At 62.6% G+C, this 17,351-nt stretch carries 16 protein-coding genes and 1 pseudogene; 13 read left to right on the top strand and 4 right to left on the bottom strand.

Going from position 1 to position 17,351, the window contains the following annotated elements; genetic code table 11:
- Nucleotides 1–8: 8 nt before the first annotated feature.
- Genes KRR38_RS30435 through KRR38_RS30420 form a run of 4 tightly spaced genes read right to left on the bottom strand, consistent with a single transcriptional unit; the run spans nt 9 to nt 2,187 of the window.
- A complete protein-coding gene (locus KRR38_RS30435; RefSeq protein WP_217407584.1) occupies nt 9–701 on the bottom strand; it encodes a superoxide dismutase in 693 nt (230 codons plus the stop codon).
- Entirely contained in the window at nt 694–1,167 is a 474-nt protein-coding gene (locus KRR38_RS30430; protein ID WP_254515779.1) for a hypothetical protein, read from the bottom strand. The genes KRR38_RS30435 and KRR38_RS30430 overlap by 8 nt, the downstream gene beginning before the upstream one ends.
- Complete coding sequence (locus tag KRR38_RS30425; protein ID WP_217407583.1) at nt 1,160–1,804, bottom strand: peroxiredoxin; 645 nt, start codon at nt 1,802–1,804, stop codon at nt 1,160–1,162. Before KRR38_RS30425 ends, KRR38_RS30430 begins: the two co-directional genes overlap by 8 nt.
- Nucleotides 1,801–2,187, bottom strand: a complete 387-nt coding sequence (locus KRR38_RS30420; RefSeq protein ID WP_217407582.1) for a hypothetical protein — start codon at nt 2,185–2,187, stop codon at nt 1,801–1,803. The genes KRR38_RS30425 and KRR38_RS30420 overlap by 4 nt, the downstream gene beginning before the upstream one ends.
- Nucleotides 2,188–2,291: 104 nt before the next feature.
- Here KRR38_RS30420 and KRR38_RS37970 point away from each other — a divergent pair.
- The 13 genes and pseudogenes from KRR38_RS37970 (at nt 2,292) to KRR38_RS30355 (ending at nt 17,351) form a co-directional block, all read left to right on the top strand.
- Nucleotides 2,292–3,136, top strand: a pseudogene (locus KRR38_RS37970) (LysR family transcriptional regulator).
- Nucleotides 3,137–3,341: 205 nt separating this feature from the next.
- Complete coding sequence (locus KRR38_RS30410) at nt 3,342–5,717, top strand: membrane-bound PQQ-dependent dehydrogenase, glucose/quinate/shikimate family (RefSeq protein ID WP_217407833.1); 2,376 nt, start codon at nt 3,342–3,344, stop codon at nt 5,715–5,717.
- Nucleotides 5,718–6,137: 420 nt separating this feature from the next.
- Nucleotides 6,138–6,800, top strand: a complete 663-nt coding sequence (locus tag KRR38_RS30405; RefSeq protein WP_254515777.1) for a cytochrome c3 family protein — start codon at nt 6,138–6,140, stop codon at nt 6,798–6,800.
- Nucleotides 6,779–9,679: a TAT-variant-translocated molybdopterin oxidoreductase gene (locus tag KRR38_RS30400; protein WP_254515776.1), complete on the top strand. Its 2,901-nt coding sequence runs from the start codon at nt 6,779–6,781 to the stop codon at nt 9,677–9,679. Before KRR38_RS30405 ends, KRR38_RS30400 begins: the two co-directional genes overlap by 22 nt.
- Nucleotides 9,672–11,006, top strand: a complete 1,335-nt coding sequence (gene nrfD, locus KRR38_RS30395; protein WP_217407581.1) for an NrfD/PsrC family molybdoenzyme membrane anchor subunit — start codon at nt 9,672–9,674, stop codon at nt 11,004–11,006. The genes KRR38_RS30400 and nrfD overlap by 8 nt, the downstream gene beginning before the upstream one ends.
- On the top strand, nt 10,999–11,535 hold the full coding sequence (locus tag KRR38_RS30390; RefSeq protein WP_217407580.1) for a DUF3341 domain-containing protein: 537 nt from the start codon (nt 10,999–11,001) through the stop codon (nt 11,533–11,535). The genes nrfD and KRR38_RS30390 overlap by 8 nt, the downstream gene beginning before the upstream one ends.
- Complete coding sequence (locus KRR38_RS30385) at nt 11,532–11,999, top strand: cytochrome c (RefSeq protein WP_217407579.1); 468 nt, start codon at nt 11,532–11,534, stop codon at nt 11,997–11,999. The genes KRR38_RS30390 and KRR38_RS30385 overlap by 4 nt, the downstream gene beginning before the upstream one ends.
- Complete coding sequence (locus KRR38_RS30380; protein ID WP_217407578.1) at nt 11,996–13,015, top strand: hypothetical protein; 1,020 nt, start codon at nt 11,996–11,998, stop codon at nt 13,013–13,015. The genes KRR38_RS30385 and KRR38_RS30380 overlap by 4 nt, the downstream gene beginning before the upstream one ends.
- Nucleotides 13,012–13,365, top strand: coding sequence for a hypothetical protein (locus tag KRR38_RS30375; protein ID WP_217407577.1), 354 nt, complete (start codon nt 13,012–13,014; stop codon nt 13,363–13,365). Before KRR38_RS30380 ends, KRR38_RS30375 begins: the two co-directional genes overlap by 4 nt.
- Nucleotides 13,362–14,135 carry an SCO family protein gene (locus KRR38_RS30370; RefSeq protein WP_217407576.1) on the top strand — a complete coding sequence of 258 codons (774 nt, stop codon included), beginning with the start codon at nt 13,362–13,364 and terminating at the stop codon, nt 14,133–14,135. The genes KRR38_RS30375 and KRR38_RS30370 overlap by 4 nt, the downstream gene beginning before the upstream one ends.
- Nucleotides 14,129–15,076: a cytochrome c oxidase subunit II gene (gene coxB / locus KRR38_RS30365; RefSeq protein WP_217407575.1), complete on the top strand. Its 948-nt coding sequence runs from the start codon at nt 14,129–14,131 to the stop codon at nt 15,074–15,076. The genes KRR38_RS30370 and coxB overlap by 7 nt, the downstream gene beginning before the upstream one ends.
- On the top strand, nt 15,073–16,734 hold the full coding sequence (ctaD, locus tag KRR38_RS30360) for a cytochrome c oxidase subunit I (RefSeq protein WP_217407574.1): 1,662 nt from the start codon (nt 15,073–15,075) through the stop codon (nt 16,732–16,734). The genes coxB and ctaD overlap by 4 nt, the downstream gene beginning before the upstream one ends.
- Nucleotides 16,731–17,351 carry a cytochrome c oxidase subunit 3 gene (locus KRR38_RS30355; protein ID WP_217407573.1) on the top strand — a complete coding sequence of 207 codons (621 nt, stop codon included), beginning with the start codon at nt 16,731–16,733 and terminating at the stop codon, nt 17,349–17,351. Before ctaD ends, KRR38_RS30355 begins: the two co-directional genes overlap by 4 nt.

The raw sequence follows: 17,351 nt of genomic DNA, 5'->3' as shown, positions 1-17,351 counted from the left end.
CATCCGCCCTATCGAGTGAAACGTTCAGGGAAACGCCAGCTCTCACCTTGTCCCAACGCCGCTTCGTATTGCCTCTCGGCAAAACGCCAGTTTGCAAGCTGGTCCCACCAGGTACCGAGCCACTTCGCCCGGTCTTGCTGATAATCGAGATAGTAGGCGTGTTCCCAAACGTCGCAGGTCAGCAACGGGATCACGCCCTCGTTTGTAATCGGCGTGATGCCATCATGTGTCGACAGCACCAGAAGTTCGCGTCCTTGCGCGATAAGCCAGACCCAGCCTGACCCGAAGTGTCCGGCGCCCTCCGCGGCAAAGCGTTTTCCGAGCGTTTCGACACTTCCGAAAGTCGACGCAATTGCCTCGGCAAGCCTACCCGCCGGTTGCCACGTCTCGCGTTGCATGCTTTGCCAGAAGAAGGCGTGGTTCCAGGTCTGTGCCGCATTGTTGAACAGCGTCGCTTGCCCGCGCCTTTGCGCGATCCGCACCGCATCTTCAACCGAAGCGACTACCGTCTGCGTTTCGGTGAGGACACGGTTCATCGTTTCCACGTAACGAGCGTGGTGCTTGGCGTGATGGATTTCCAGTGCTCGCGCTGAAATGACGGGTTCCAGGTCGCCATATCCGTAGGGGAGCGGTGGAAGAGGAAAGCGGGGCGGTGACTTGTCGATGCTTTCGGCGGCCCCACGCAAGCCTTGATCAGCCATGGATATTCTCCTGAAAAAAGGCGTGAGTGGAGTCCTCGCAATCGCAAATTGCGTCGCGAGCGCGAAGTGCGGCCAGGCAGATCGAGATGGCCTCGATCGCATGACGTCCGCTCCAGGCACCTTCGGCACCGACGACAATCACCCCGGTACATGTGGATTCGATCCAATATCCTGATGGCACCAATGTTTTTGCGGCTGCCGGTAAGCTTGAATAGCGAAGTGCGCGTACGCGCGAACCATCCGGGCGGAGCCACACGCCTGCGCCGAGCCTGCGCAGCTCCGCCAAGCCAGGAAAGACTGCCAGGGCGATGAGGGCGTCGAGGTGCCGATCCGGCTGAGTGGCACGCGCGCAGCCGACAATGGCGGCGCAGATAAGATCGTGGCGCGATAGCAAGTCAGAAACCCTGCCGCTGTTCTGGGGCGTCGGCGACCAGCCCGCGTTTTGCTCGGGACCCAAGTCAATCATTGCCAGGCGATTGCAGATCTACCATCCGCAGATAGGGCTTCAGTGTTTGGTATCCTTGCGGAAAGCGCCGTGAGGCTTCTTCGTCGGACAGTTTCGGCGAGATCACCACCTTATCGCCAGGATTCCAGTTCACCGGCGTCGCGACGCTCTGTGCGTCGGTTAGCTGCAGACTGTCGATCGCCCGAAGTATTTCTGCAAAATTGCGCCCCGTGCTCGGCGGATAGGTCAGGATGAGACGCACTTTCTTGGCAGAATCGATCACGAAAACCGATCGTACCGTCAAAGCCGGGTCGCTCTCGGGATGGATCATTTCGTATAACCTGGCGACCATGCCATCAGCATCTGCGATCATCGGGAAATCCAGCGCATGTCCCTGCGTTTCCGCAATGTCTGCCTCCCATCGCAGATGGGCTTCGATCGGATCGACAGATAGCCCGATCGGCTTGACGCCTCGCTTTTCCCATTCCGGGCCAAGCCGCGCCACTTCACCCAGCTCCGTCGTACATACGGGAGTGAAGTTCTTGGGATGGGAGAACAGAATTCCCCAACTGGGACCTAGCCATTCGTGGAAGCGGATTCTGCCCTGGGTCGAATCCTGCTCAAAATCCGGAGCAATCTGACCTAGCTGGATAGTCATCCCTTTGCCCTCGGCGTGCTCGTGTTTCTGTGCGGCGAATCATCGAAATTCGGCTCAAACTTGCGCGCACTGAAATCTTTCGCTTCCGGCCAAATGGCGAGGACATCGCGAGGTGGCAAAATCTCGATAACTTTGCAGCGAGCAGCCCAAGGATTTCGTTTTTCAGGCCGTGCACCCCATCCAAGGCCATTTAGGGTAAAGACGGAGGCCGCCAGTGCCATCCCGAGAACTGCCCAAAGAATCCCGGGGCCGACGACGCCTTCCGAGAAAGGCAGATAAAGGGCGAAAGCAACTAATCCGGACAATACGCCCCAGAGAATGCTTGCGAAGTCCTTCGGCGCGACGGGTGTGGATCGTGGCCGAGGTACTCCAAAAGGCTTCATCGCTTAGGTCCCAAATCTGGCAGGTCACCACTGTAGACCGTGAAGATGCTCGCGCTTAATCCCATCAGACAAATGAATATTATTGCACCTTTCCATGAAATATTTTGATCTGGGCCATTGCCCGATTCCTGGGGGTCGTCAAAAAGGAAGTTTTGTCGGCGCGGCCTCGAAATTGAATCTTAGTCAGAGGACGGTCAGCGCGCGCAGTCGCGTGCACGAGGAGCAACTTGATCGCCCTGCGTTTGTCGCGACAAGGCGGGGACCAAGCTTACCGCGGCCGGAGAGCAATTCCTGCGCTTCGCCACGACGCTTGTGCAGATTTGGGAGGGCGCGCGGCGGGCTGTTGCGCTCCCTCCAGGACGCGAAACCGTGGTCACTGTGGGCGCCGAACTCAGCCTATGGAGCCCTCTTTTGAGCCATTGGCTATTAGGGATGTGCAGGGAGTGTCACGAGTTTACGGTGACCACTCAAATCGACACGGCTCAGGGGCTTATCGAACAGGTTCTGGACGGCTCGCTCGCCGCTGCGGTCGTTCATGCAGCTTCTGGGCGCCCCAACATCGTTGCGGCATTGCTGTTCGAGGAAAAACTCGTGTCGGTCCGGACCATTCCAACAAACGTGCAGCTGTCACCTGAGGATAAGGTCGAAATTGACTGGGGCGAGAATTTCGCAGCGAGCTACAAGGCCGTCTTTCGGGATCGGCGAACACAGCCGTATTAATCAGTTATGGTCCATTTGCTCTCGGACTATATCCTCGCGACTGGCGGTAGCGGTTACTTCCGAGAAGGATTCATTAGTTCGTATCTTACGGAAGGGAGGCTCGCACTCGTCCCAGATAGCCCCGAATTCGCCTACTCTGCTTAGGTGGCGCACTCGGCCAAAGCAGATCAATGGCGTGATGGCGCGCATCCGCAAAGGGCTGCGCGAGGCTGCAGCGATAGCGCTATAGAGCATTGTCTCCGCGCAAGACAGATCGCGGCGGATGCCGTCAAAGGCAACGAACCGGTGAAGGACCTTCTCGAATAGCGGGAGCGGTTACTCGGATGTGGGTCTAGCGTGATTTAGGGTGCCGCGCGGTGGGCGCGGAACAGCCCCGCCCTACGATCGTTACTGGACTGCGACGCACGACAGGGTGCTTGGCAGGGCAAATAAGGATGACGCGCATGGGACGCGGTTGGCCTGCTATGGCTCTGGCAGTCTTGATAGCTATTATCGGCGCGATCCTAATTGTTGGCGGCGCTTGGCTCATATTTCTCGCTGGATCGCCATACTACATGCTCGCGGGCATCTTACTGCTCGCAAGCGCATGGTTGCTGTTTCGCCGTCGATTGATCGGTGTCTGGATATATTGCGGTCTCTTCGCCCTGAGCGTGCTGTGGGGCCTTGCTGAGTCACGCGGCAATGCATGGGCGATGATACCGTGGCTTATCGCACCATTCGTCCTTCTCGTGGCAGTGCTGCTCGTGATGCCGACACTGACCGTTTCACCCCATCGTTGGAAATGGTCGGGCGGCGGCATCGCGATCGGCACCGTGGCGGTGATACTATGCTTCGGCATGTTGAGCGGCGGCAGCGATAGTCCCGCGCTCGCGCTACCGGCACAGAGTTCGCAAGGGATGGCCGATCCTTCAGGCATGGCCACGGGAAAAGATTGGCCCACCTATGGCGGTACCTACGCCAATTGGCGGTACTCTCCGCTGAACCAGATCAGCCCCAGCAATGTTGGCAAGCTGCGAAAAGTCTGGGAAACCCATACGGGCGGCACGCCGATGAATGCCGACTACCGCAAGCTCTACGGTACCGAAAACACGCCGATCAAGATCGGCAATCTGCTCTACTCGTGCACTGCGAAAAACATTGTCGTCGCGCTCGATGCCGGCTCGGGACACGTCGTCTGGCGCCACGATCCGAAGGTGGCGGACGAATGGATTCCCTATACGACCGCTTGCCGGGGCGTCGCGGTGTATCAGGTTCCGGGCGAGACGCCTGGCTCGCCCTGTGCCCTACGAGTGATCGAGGGGACGCTGGATTCCCGACTCCTTGCGCTCGATGCCCTTTCCGGCAAGCCGTGTACGGAATTTAACGGCACCGGCGAGCAGGATACCAAGATCGGCATGGGTCAGGTCTATCCGGGCCTGGCCTCGATCAATTCGGCCCCAACTATCGTGCGTGGCATCATCGTCGTTGGCCACCAAATCCTCGACGGGCAGTACCGGCAAGCCCCTTCGGGCGTGATACAAGGGTTCGATGCGAAGACAGGTAAATTGGCTTGGGCCTGGGACATGGCGCATCCCGACTGGAGCGGTTATCCGCCCCCCGGCCAGGCTTGGGCTCGCGGCACGCCGAACATGTGGACGACTAGCGCGGGCGACGAAAAGTTGGGCCTAGTCTACCTGCCACTTGGCAATGTCGCCGATGATTACTGGTCGGGCGGGCGGACGCCGGTCGAAAATGCCTACTCCAGTTCGGTCGTCGCGCTCGATGTCACTACGGGCAAGCCGCGCTGGAGCTTCCAGGCCGTCAAGAAGGATGTCTGGGACTATGACCTGGGCAGTCCACCTTCGTTGATCGATTACAGGGGCACCCCGGCTGTACTGGTGCCTTCTAAGCAGGGCGATATCTATATTCTTGACCGTGCCACGGGACGGGCGCTGACGCCGATCGGCTCGATCGCCGCTCCGCAAGGCGGTGCTGAGCCGCAAGAACGGGCGCCGCGGCAGATCGTGTCGCTGTGGCAAACCTTGCGCCGGCCGCCGCTGACCGAGGCGGACATGTGGGGCATGTCGCCGATCGACCAGATGATTTGCCGTATCCAGTTCCGCCGCGCAGACTATCGCGGCTATTTCACGCCACCGAGCGTTAACCGGCACAGCGTCGAGTATCCGGGCTATAACGGTGGCAGCGACTGGGGCGGTGTCTCGATTGATCCCGTGCGCGGCATCATTGTCGCCAATTACAACGATATGCCCAACTACCTGCGATTGATGCCTCGGGCCGAAGCCGACAAGCGCGACATCAAGCCGCGTTTCGCTTCAAAGAAAATCTCCCCCAAGTCGCATTCCGTCGATCCGCAGTGGGGCGTACCCTATGCGATCGACGTCAACGCAGGCTGGCGGATGCCGTTTACCGGCCTGATGTGCAAGCGCCCACCTTACGGCGGCATCCGCGCCATCGATATTGCCACCGGCAAGACTCTGTGGGACCGGCCGATTGGTACGGCCCGCCGCAACGGCCCGTTCAATGTGCCAACCGCTCTGCCGTTCACGATTGGCACGCCCAACAACGGCGGCGCGGTAACAACAGCCAGCGGCCTGGTGTTCATTGCCGCCGCGACCGACGATCTCATCAGAGCGATCGACCTTCGCACCGGCAAGACCGTTTGGTCCGCGCCTCTGCCTGCGGGCGGCCAAGCGACCCCGATACTGTATCAGCAGGACGGCCGCGAATACCTGGTGATCTTCGCTGGCGGGCATCATTTCATGGAAACGCCTGAAGGCGACAGCGTCATTGCCTATGCTTTGCCAAGCTGATTGAACAGGATGTGGCTCGGGAGTGTTCATTGCTTCGCGCCGAGCAGCGCCTCTGCAGCCTCGTTCCGGCTGACAGCCGGGTGCGAAGCTGAACTACGGCACAAAACTTCAATCTCGCGGGCGGATACATATGCTCGGTTCGCCTTACTAGCGCGGCGATCTAGGTTCATTGGATCGCGAGCACTGCGATCCAATTCGGTCAGAATTTCCTCCGGGGCCAAAATGCACCGGCGTTGACGAGATGGAGGCTGGCAATGTGAGCCCCTTTCAATTATATCGTAATACGATCCTATTTCCGAAAAATGGCGATGTGGAGGTGCTTGCAAAGCCAACCACTTTCGGGGGCCCGTGCGATAGCGCGCCCGGATCGGCGAGCACCGTATTCCCCGGCGCTGTCGGCTGCCGGCGTCCGACGAGCTGATGGCGCAGATTTTCAAACCTTCAGCCGATACCTTCGCGCGGCTGGTGCTTGCTGGAAGCCTCCTCTTACTGATCGGCGTGGTGTTGCTCGGACCGGTCGCCGCCAGGTCGGGCTATCAAAGCAAGGTCGGGTGGGTCGTCGATCAGCCCGTTCCCTTCAGCCATAAGCATCATGTCGCCGGGCTCGGGATCGATTGCCGGTTCTGCCACGCGACCGTCGAAAGCAGTGCGCACGCCGGCTTTCCCTCCACGCATGTCTGCATGACCTGTCATTCGCAGATCTGGACGGGATCACCGATGCTGGCGCCGGTGCGCCAAAGCCTCGCCAGCGGCAAACCCCTGATATGGAACCGAGTGTCCAAGCTCCCGGACTTCGTGTTCTTTAACCACAAGATCCATATCAATCGCGGCGTCGCCTGCACCAGATGTCACGGCCGCGTCGATCAAATGCCCCTGCTCACGCGCGCCCACCCGTTTGAAATGCGCTTCTGCCTCGATTGCCACCGCGATCCGGCAGGCAGGCTCGGCCCGACCGATCAGGTCACACGCATGAGCTCCCTTCCATGGGACGAGGCGACGCATCGGCGTTTCGCGCTGGCCGCGGCGCGACGGTATCACCTCGATCCGGCGCGGCTGGACAAATGCGACATCTGCCACCGATGAAAACGGGCTGGAAAAAGGCGCTCGCGCAGCTTCACGGACAGGGCGGCCGGCGCTTTTGGCGTGGGCTCGACGAACTCGCCGGTTCGCCCGAGTTCCGCAAGGCGCTGGCGACTGAATTTCCGGGATTGGCCTCCCTCGACTGGCAGCGTCGGGACGTGCTGCGCGCCTTCGGTGCGTCGCTCGCACTTGCGGGGCTGGCGGGTTGCGAGGCTAATCCCGACGATCGCGCCATGCATTATGTGGAAGATCCCGAACATCTCGTTCCCGGCAATCCGCAACTCTATGCGACGGCGATTGCCTTTGCGGGGATCGCGCAGCCGGTGCTCGGCGTCACCAATGTGGGCCGCCCGACCAAGCTGGAAGGCAATCCCGATCATTCGGCGAGCCGGGGTGCTTCTGATGCGTTCACGCAGGCCGCGTTGCTCGATCTCTACGATCCCGAACGCTCGCAAGCCCCGCGCCAAGGCGGAATGCCGATTGATTGGGATGGCCTCGACGTGGCGTTGGCGGCGCGTGCGGCAAGACTGGACGCGACACAGGGCGAAGGTTTCCGGCTGTTGACGGGCGCCACAACCTCGCCGACAATGCTGCGCCAGATCGATGCGCTGCTCGCGCGCTGGCCGGCCGCTCGCTGGCATGTCTTCGAACCTGTCGACGATAGCCTGCTTCACGCAGCGACGCGCGCGGCATTCGGCCGGGCGCTCGACGCCATGCCGCTGCTCGATCGCGCGCATGCGACCGTCGCGTTCGATGCCGATCCGCTCGGCCCCGGCCCCTATCAAGTGCTGAACAGCCTGCGCTGGTCGGCCCGCCGCCGCGCCTTCCAGCAAGGCGACGGGCTTGCTGGCCTGCTCGTCGCCGAACCTTCTCCCACGCTTACCGGCGGCCGTTCGTTGGATCGTCTGGTCGCAGAATCCTCGCGCATCCCGGCGCTGGTCGCAGCGCTGGCCCGGATATTCGGGGTCACACAGGGCGCGCCCGCACTCAGTGCGAAGGAAGCGCAATGGATTGAACGCGCCGCCAAGATGCTCGCCGCAGCGAAAGGGCGCGGACTGGTACTGGTGGGCAGCGAGCAGCCCGCCGAGACGCAGGCGCTCGGCTGGGCGATCGACGAGAGACTGGGCAATCTGGGCCTCACCTCCCGGTTCGGCGAGCCGCTGCGGCCCTCGCCCGATCCCGACCACGCGCTCGACGCCCTGATTACCAGCATGGCTGCCGGAAAGGTGGACATGCTGGCGATCCTGGACACCAATCCGGTCTATGCCTCCCGCCAGGGCGCCGCGTTCGCGGCTGCGCTGCACAAGGTGGAGTTCAGCCTGCACGCCGGACTGTGGCACGATGAGACCGGCCAAGCGTGCCGCTGGCATGCGCCCCTCGCGCACGGTCTCGAAAGCTGGTCCGACGGGCGCGCCGCCGATGGCACGGCCGTGATCAGCCAACCCTTGGTGCGGCCCTTCTATGCCGTCCGTCCTGTCCATACCCTGCTTGCCGCGATCGGCGGCGCTTTCGGTCTATCGGACCATGATCTCGTCCAGCAGACCTGGACCGCGACATGGGGGGCGCTCCAGCCCAACTGGAACCAGGCCTTGGTCAAGGGCATTGCGCCCGAACCGCCGAGGATGGCGTTTCAGCCGCCTTCTGTCCGCCTCCTGCCCTCCGTCGCGTTCGCACGGCCGACAGGGCTCGAACTGCTCGTCCGTCCCGATCCGACGATCTGGGACGGGCGCCTCGCCAATAATCCCTGGGCGCAGGAGCAGCCCAAGCCGGTAACGACCCTGACCTGGGACAATGCGGTGCTGATCGCTCCCGCGCTCGCCGCCGAGCATGATCTGGCGGATGGCGACGAGGTTCGGCTATCCAGCGATGGCGTATCGGTCACGGGGGCGGTCTGGGTAATGCCGGGGCAGGCGCCGAACACCGTGCTCGTGCATCGCGGCTATGGCCGCCGCTTCGGCGAGGTTGCCCATGATGCCGGCTTCGACGTTGCCCCGCTCATGGATCAGCGCAGCGTTACGCTGACGCCGACTGGAAAACGCCGCAAGCTCGCCGCCGCGCAGGAGGAACATGCTATCGACGGCACCGATCTTGTCCGGGTCGTCGATTATCTCGATACCGTGCCCAAGCCGCCGAAGAAGCCAGCGCCGAGCTTCTGGGAAGACAAGCCGCTGACCCGCCCCAATTGGGGTATGTCGATCGATCTCGATCTGTGCACCGGCTGCGGGGCCTGCGTCACCGCCTGCAATGCCGAGAATAATATCCCGATGGTCGGCCGGGAGGAGGTCAAAAACGGCCGCCGCATGCACTGGCTGCGCGTCGATCGCTATTATGAGGGCGATCCGGGCGATCCGAAACTCCATGTCCAGCCAGTGCCCTGCATGCACTGCGAGGATGCGCCATGCGAAATGGGCTGTCCGGTTAACGCCGCCGTCCACAGCCCGGAAGGGCTCAACCTGCAGGTCTACAATCGCTGCGTGGGAACACGGACCTGTTCGTCCTTTTGCCCCTATAAGGTGCGGCGCTTCAACTGGGCCGATTATACCGGCGATGCGCCGGAGAGCATGAAGGCCCAGCGCAATCCAAACGTCACGGTGCGCGCGCGCGGCGTGATGGAGAAATGCACCTACTGTATCCAGCGCATCTCGGCCGCACGTATCGACGCCAAGGTCGCGGATCACCCGATCGCCGATGGCGCGGTCAAGACGGCGTGCCAGCAGGTCTGCCCGACCGGCGCGATCAGCTTCGGCGACATTGCCGATCCCGCGGCCGAGGTCGTCAAACGCAAGGCATCCCCTCGCGATTACACTTTGCTTGAAGAGGCCAATACCCGGCCACGCACCAGTTATAGCGCGCGCATCGGCAAGGAGCGCGGCAATGGCTGAAGAGCCGGCGCTTCGCGAGGAATATGATATTGTCGGCGAGGAGATCGTCGATCTCCCCCTCGCCTTCCCCGCGAGGCGCGGCTGGTGGCTCTGCTTCTCAGGCGCGCTTGCGTTGCTGGCCTTGTGGTTCGTCTCGGTGATCGTGCTGTTTAGCAACGGCGTTGCGGTGTGGGGCAACACCATTCCTGTCAACTGGGGGATGGCGATCATCAACTATGTCTGGTTCCTCGGGATCGGTCATGCCGGGACGCTGATCTCGGCGCTGCTGCTCATTTCCAATCGCAACTGGCGCAATTCGCTCAATCGTTTTGCCGAGGCGATGACTTTGTGCGCGGTGGTCTGCGCCGGCCTCTACCCCATCCTCCATTTGGGGCGGCCGTGGTATTTCTACTGGATCGCGCCCTATTTCAATTCGATGCAGGTCTGGCCGCAGTTCAAGAGCCCGCTGACGTGGGATTTCTTCGCAGTTCTTACCTACCTCATTGTCTCGCTCTTCTTCTGGTATCTCGGCATCCTGCCCGATCTCGCCTCGGCACGTGATCGGGCGAAGTCGCGCGGCTATCAGGTCTTCTTCGGGATCATTTCGCTCGGCTGGCGCGGCGACGCATCCCATTGGGCGCGCTGGCGGCAGGCCTACGCCATCACCGCCGCCATCGCGGTGCCGCTCGTCGTCTCGGTCCATTCGGAAATCTCGTTATTGTTCGCGGCGGGGCCGATTCCGGGATGGAACAGCACCGTCTTTCCGCCCTATTTCGTGCTCGGCGCGGCGTTCTCGGGTTTCGCTGTGGTCGGCATCATCGCCATCGCCATGCGCGCGGCGCTCCCCTTGCGGGCGCTCGTCACCTTGCGGCATCTCGACATGCTCGGCCTCGCGACACTCGCCACCGGGATGATGACGGCCTACGGCTATTTTTCGGAAGTCTTCGACGCGCTTTATGCGGGCGGCCAGGAACTGGCGACGCTGCACGATCGGCTCTACGGCCATTATGCGTGGAGCTATTGGGGTGCGGTGATCCTCAACTTCATCCCGCTGCAATTGCTCTGGTGGCGCCGCTACCGCCGCAGCCCGCGCCTTTTGTTCGCGGTGAGCCTGTCGGTCGCTGTCGGCATGTGGATGGAGCGCTTCATGCTGGTGGTGACATCGCTTTACCGTGACTGGCTGGTCTCTTCGTACGGCCATTATATGCCGAGCTTCTGGGACTGGTCATTGTTCGCCGGCATGGGCGGCATCTTCCTTGTACCCTTCCTGCTGTTCGTTCGCTTCCTGCCCGTCATTTCGGCGAGCGAGACCAAGGAAGAAAAACATAAGGAGGCGAGCGATGGCTGAACCGCCGTCCCGAGGCCTGCTCGGCGAATATGGCACACCTGAACGGCTGGTCACCGCCGTGCGCGGCGCGCGGGAAGCGGGCATGAAGCGGGTCAACGCCTTCACGCCCTTTCCCGTCGATGAAGTCGCGGAGGCGCTTGGCTTTAAGGACGATCGCATCCCCTGGCTGGGGCTGATTGGCGGCGTGGTCGGGCTGATCGGCGCCTATGCGATGCAGATCGCGACCAATCTCGACTATCCGCTGAATATCGGCGGACGGCCGCTCCTATCGCTCCAGGCGTTCGCGCTGATCGGCTTCGAGCTGACGGTGCTGTTCTCAGTATCGTTCATGGTTTTCGGGCTCTTCGTGCTCAACCGCCTGCCGCGCTATAACCACCCCCTGTTCGACATCGACCGCTTCGAGCGCGCGACCCGCGACGGCTTCTTCCTGTTCATCGCAATCGACGACGAGGACGAAAAGGCCGTCCAAGAGGCGCGCGCGCTGCTCGAACGGCTCGGCGCGAACAGCATCGACGAGGTGCGGGGATGAGGTGGCTGCTCCTCGCTCCCCTGCTCCTGGCGGGCTGCGATAATATGGTAAAGCAGCCACGCTACGATGCTTATGGCATTGGTGCGCTGTTCGCTGACGGCAAGGCGATGCAGGTTCCACCCGCCGGCACCATCCCGCGCGATGCGGCGGCTTGGGCATCACAGGCCGCGCGGCCGCCTATGTCGCTGGCGCTGCTCCAGCGCGGGCGCGATCGTTATGCCATTTATTGCTCGATGTGCCACGGTCTCGACGGATCGGGAGACGGCACTGTTCCGGCGCGCGGTTTCCCCCGTCCCGCCGATTTCCATGCCGCCGATCAGCGAGCGCTGGACTCGGCACAAATCTATCAGGCGATCTCCAACGGCGCAGGCGCGATGTACGGCTTTGCGGACCGCGTGCCCGCGCCCGACCGCTGGGCGATCGCTGCATATGTCGAAGCGCTGCGGCGGAGCGGCCCGCAATGACGCCGCGCCGTCTCCTGATCGCGGGCCTGCTGCTGTCTGCGCTGGCGCTCGCCATGATCGCGGTAGCACCCATCGATGCTCTTCGCGCATGGCTGGCGGCGGCATTCCTGTGGAGCGGTGTTCCGATCGGATCGCTCGGCTTCCTGATGATGATCCGGCTAATCGGCGGACGCTGGGGACACAGCCTTCTGCCCTTCTTCGAGGCGGGTGCGCTGACGCTGCCGATCGCAGCCGTCGCCATGGTGCCGGTGCTCGCGGGCATGACGCTGCTTTACCCCTGGGTTGGAGCGGCCATATCTGGCTTCAGGGGCGCCTGGCTGTCCCCCCTGCCCTTCGTGCTACGCACGCTGATCCTGTTCGTGGGGCTTGGCCTCCTCCTGTGGGCGCTCATCACCCGGCGCGGATCGGCTGTCGCGCTGTCGTCGGCGGGACTGCTGTTTCTGGCGCCCATGATGTCGATCGTGTCGGTCGACTGGCTGGTCTCGCTCGATATCGCGTTCCATTCGTCCGGGTTCGGGCTCTATACGCTGGCAATCCAGTTCACCGTCGCGCTGATGACCGCGATATGGGCGCTGCTGGGCCGCCAGCCTTGCCGCACGGAGACGCTCGGCGCGCTGCTCATCACCTTGATCCTCCTTTGGATCTATCTCGCTTTCACCTCCTTCATCATCGTCTGGTCGGGGGATCTCGCCTCCATCGTCGGCTGGTATAAGGTGCGCGGCGTCGGCGGATGGGGCATTTCAATCGCGATTGCTGCGGTGATCGAGGCGGTGGCGTTCCTCATTTTGCTCTCTCCCAAGGTCCGCCAATCGGCACGCTGGCTGCGCGCGATTGCGCTCGCCATGATCCTTGGCAAAGTGCTCGAAGCAGCGTGGCTCGTGCTGCCGCAGGGCGGCGCGGTGCGGCTCAAGCCCCTCTCTTTCTATATTCTCGCGGTCGTCGGGCTGGGGCTGGTCTTCCTGTCCGCGCAACGCCTGCTGCTGGATCGGCGCATCGCCGAGCGGCTGCCGGCATGACCAGGGTTCGCACCCAGCGCGGCAAACCCGCCAAAGGCGACCACCGCACCTACGAGGCTTCCGACGTCGATCCCAAGGCCGCGAACCTGATGATCGCCGCTGTCGCTGGCATCGTGTTCCTGGTCTGCCTGGGGGTCGCGGGTTTGTTGCTCTGGTTCGGCACGCTCCGTGAGCCATCGGCCGCATCGCCCTCCGCTTCCGCATCCCCCCTTTTGCAGACCGACGAACGGGCCGACCGGATCACGATCGAAGCCCACGCGCGCGCGCGACTGGAGGGCAAGGCCGGCGGCATGGCCGTTGAGCAGGCTATGCGGCAGACGGCCGCCGCCGGCTGGGATGCGGCCCGATGATCCGCGCGCTGATCCTGGCGCTGGCGCTCGTTTGTACGACCGCTGCCGCCCCCTTCGATCCGTTCGCTCAAGCGCGGATCGACGAGCATCCTGGCGCGCAAATTCCGATGTCGGTGCCGCTCCGCAATGAGGAGGGCGCGCAAACCACGCTCAGCAGTATCGGCGCTGGCAAGCCGATCCTGCTCGTCCCCGTGCTCCACGATTGCCCCAATCTGTGCGGCGTCACGCTCGACGGACTCGCCTCCGCGATGCGGATGAGCAATGTTATCGGCGGGCGCGATGCGACCGTGATCGCGTTCGGGATCGATCCCACGGAAAGTGACGGCGATGCACGCCGAGCGCTCGACCTGCTGGTGGAACGGCACCCCGAACTGGCGGGGCGGATCCACGCCACGGTCGGCAACGCCAAGTCAATCCATGCCGTCACCGATGCACTCGGCTATCACTACGCCTACGATCCGCGCGTCGGCCAATATGCCCACGCCGCCGCCGCCGCGGTGCTGACGCCGGACGGGCGGTTCAGCCGCTGGCTCTACGGCCTCGCGCCCGAGCCCGCCGACCTGACCGCCGCGCTGACGCAAGCGCGCGCCGGGCGCACCGGCGGCTTGGTGCAGCGGCTTATCCTGCTCTGCTATCATTATGATCCGGAAACAGGGCGCTACAGCCTCGCCATCGCCTGGCTGATCCGCGTCGCCTGTATCGCCACCGTGCTGGCCATCCTGCTCTACGTCCTGCTGGCGAAGAGCGGCGAACGGACGGACGAATGCTGAACCTGTTCGGCCTCAGTCTCCCGCAGGCGTCGGCGCACGCCCAGCATGTCGATATGCTGATCGGGGCGTTCAGCCTGTTGATCCTATTCCTGGCGGGACCCGTCATCGTCCTGATCTTCGCCTTTGCGATCCGCTATCGCCGGGGCAAGGACGTGAACCGTGACCATGCTCCCAACCGCAATGTCTGGCTCGAAGTTTCGTGGACGATCATCCCCTTTCTTCTCATCCTCGGCTTCTTCGTCGTCTCAGCGAAGATGTTCTTCTCCATCCATGAGCCGCCTGCGGACGCGATGCCAATCAGCGTCGTCGCAAAGCAATGGATGTGGAAGTTTCAGCACCCACAGGGTCAGTCGGAGATAAACACGCTGCATGTCCCCATCGGCCAGCCCGTCAAACTGACGATGACCAGCCAGGATGTGATCCACAGCCTCTATGTTCCGGCGCTGCGCTTGAAGCAGGATGTCTTGCCCGGCCGCTATACGGAACTGTGGTTCACCGCCACGCGGCCGGGCACCTATCATCTGTTCTGCTCGCAATTTTGCGGGCTCGATCACGCGACGATGGGCGGCAGCGTCGTTGCGATGGAGCCGGGCGCCTATGGCAGCTGGCTGTCCACCCAGGCGAGCGGCGGCTCGCTCGCGACAGCGGGCGCGACCCTCTACCGCAAGCTTGGCTGCGGCGCCTGCCATGCGGGTGATGGGACGACGCGCGCTCCTTCGCTGAACGGTCTCTACGGATCGAGGGTGACTCTGGAGGGCGGGCGGCAGATTGTCGCGGATGACCAGTATCTGCGCGACGCCCTCCTCGATCCCAACGCGCAAGTGACAGCGGGGTATAAGCCCATCATGCCAACCTATCGCGGGCTGATCGGCGAGGAGCAGGTGATGCAGCTCGCCGCCTATATCCGCGCGATGAAGACCGTCCCCGGAGAGCACCCATGAGCAGAGCAGGCCTCCACGATGCCTCCCGCGAGGAAGCAGCGCCACTGCACACGCCGGCGGAAGCGCAAAGCTATCTGAATGACGGCAACTCCCTGCGCTCCTGGCTGCTCACCACCGATCACAAGCGCATCGCGATCCTATACCTCATTTCCATCACCGGTTTCTTCGCGATCGCCGCGACGGCTGCGGCTATGATGCGGCTGAACCTTTTGACGCCGCAGGGCGCCCTGCTGACCGCGGAAGGCTATAACCGCGCCTTCACCATGCACGGCGTCATCATGGTGTGGTTCTTTCTGATCCCTTCCATCCCGAATGTGTTCGGTAATTTCCTGATCCCGCTGATGATCGGCGCGCGCGATATGGCGTTCCCGCGTCTGAACCTTGCCTCCTGGTACATCTTCATGGGCGGCGGCCTATTCACGCTCGCCGCCTTGATCTTCGGCGGCGTCGATACCGGCTGGACCTTCTACACGCCACTTTCATCGACTTATGCCAACGGCAATGTCGTGCTGGCGCTCTCCGCCGTTTTCATCGCCGGCTGGTCGTCGATCCTCACCGGCATCAATTTTATCGTCACCATCCACAAGCTGCGCGCGCCGGGAATGACATGGGGCCGCCTGCCGCTGTTCGTCTGGACACATTACGCGACCGCGCTGATCCTCGTGCTGGCGACGCCGGTGCTGACCGTGACTTTGCTGCTGGTCGTGGCCGAGCGCCTGTTCGGGCTGGGCATCTTCAACCCCGCCTTGGGCGGCGATCCCTTGCTGTTCCAGCATCTCTTCTGGTTCTACAGCCATCCCGCCGTCTACATCATGGTGTTGCCCGCGATGGGCGTCGTCTCCGAACTGGTGCCGGCTGCGGCGCACAAGAAGCTCTTCGGCTATTGGTTCGTCGCTTATTCGTCGCTCGCGATCGCTTTGGTCGGCTTTCTCGTCTGGGGGCACCACATGTTCGTGTCGGGACAGAGCATGTATGCGAGTACGGTTTTTTCTTTCCTGTCGCTGGTCGTCGCCGTGCCTTCCGCGATCAAGGTCTATAATTGGACGGCGACGCTCTACAAAGGCTCGATCGCCCTCAACGCCGCCTTCCTGTTTGCGATGGGCTTTATCGGACTGTTCGTGATGGGCGGACTCACCGGGCTGATGCTCGCACTGCTGGCGATCGACGTCCATGTCCACGACACCTATTTCGTCGTCGCCCACTTCCACTACATCATGGTCGGCGGCGCGGTGACGGCTTATCTGGGTGCAATGCACTTCTGGTGGCCCAAGATGTTCGGGCGGATGTATAATGAAGTGTGGGGACGCATCTCGGCGGTGCTGGTCTTCATCGGGTTCAACGTGACCTTCTTCCCCCAGTTCCTGCTCGGCTACATGGGGATGCCGCGCCGCTATCATGAATACCCGCCGGAATTTCAGACGCTCCATGTCCTCTCGACCGGCGGTGCCGGACTGCTCGGTCTCGGCTATGCACTGCCGCTTATCTACCTGCTTTACTCCCTCCGGCACGGTGAGCCCGCGAGCGCCAATCCGTGGAAGGCGACTGGTCTCGAATGGACCGTCCCTTCCCCGCCGCCGACGCATAATTTTGAGGACACGCCCATCGTTGTGCGCGAGCCCTACGATTATCCGCTGAGCCATGATTCGAGCATCGCATGACCATCGCGCGCCACGAACCCTTCCCGGATATTGCCCGCCAGCGCGAGGCGGATCGGTTGGGCATGGTCGTATTCCTCGCCAGCGAGGCGATGCTGTTCGGGGCGCTCGTTATGGGGCTGCTCGCACTGCGGACTTTCCAGCCCGCGCCGTTCGCTGCGACCAGCGAGCGCCTCAACCTTCTTGCGGGGTCGGCCAATACCGCCGTGCTGCTGACTTCCAGCCTGCTGGTCGCAATCGGGGCTGAGGCACGCGCGCTCGACCGCAACCGGCTGGCGGCCTGGATGCTGGGGATCGCGGCACTCCTCGGTATCGCGTTCCTCATCATCAAGGGCAGCGAATATTATCAGGAATATGGCGAGGGGCTGATGCCGGGTGCTGGCCCCTATCAGGACTTCGGTTCGCCCGGCGCACGCATGTTCATGGACGGCTATTTCGTGGCGACGGGGCTGCACGCCTTCCACGTCCTGGTCGGCGTGGCGATGCTCGCCGGCTGCGCGTGGCGGCTGCGACGGAGCGATCCCCCGAGCAAGATCGGCATCGAGAATGTCGGTCTTTATTGGCACCTTGTTGATGTCGTCTGGGTGTTCCTCTTCCCTATCCTCTATCTGAGCCGCTGA

It is taken from the genome of Novosphingobium sp. G106 (assembly GCF_019075875.1).
Classification (GTDB): Bacteria; Pseudomonadota; Alphaproteobacteria; order Sphingomonadales; family Sphingomonadaceae; genus Novosphingobium.
The sequence above is the reverse complement of the archived record's forward strand: the minus strand, read 5'-3'. Positions and strand labels throughout refer to the sequence as shown.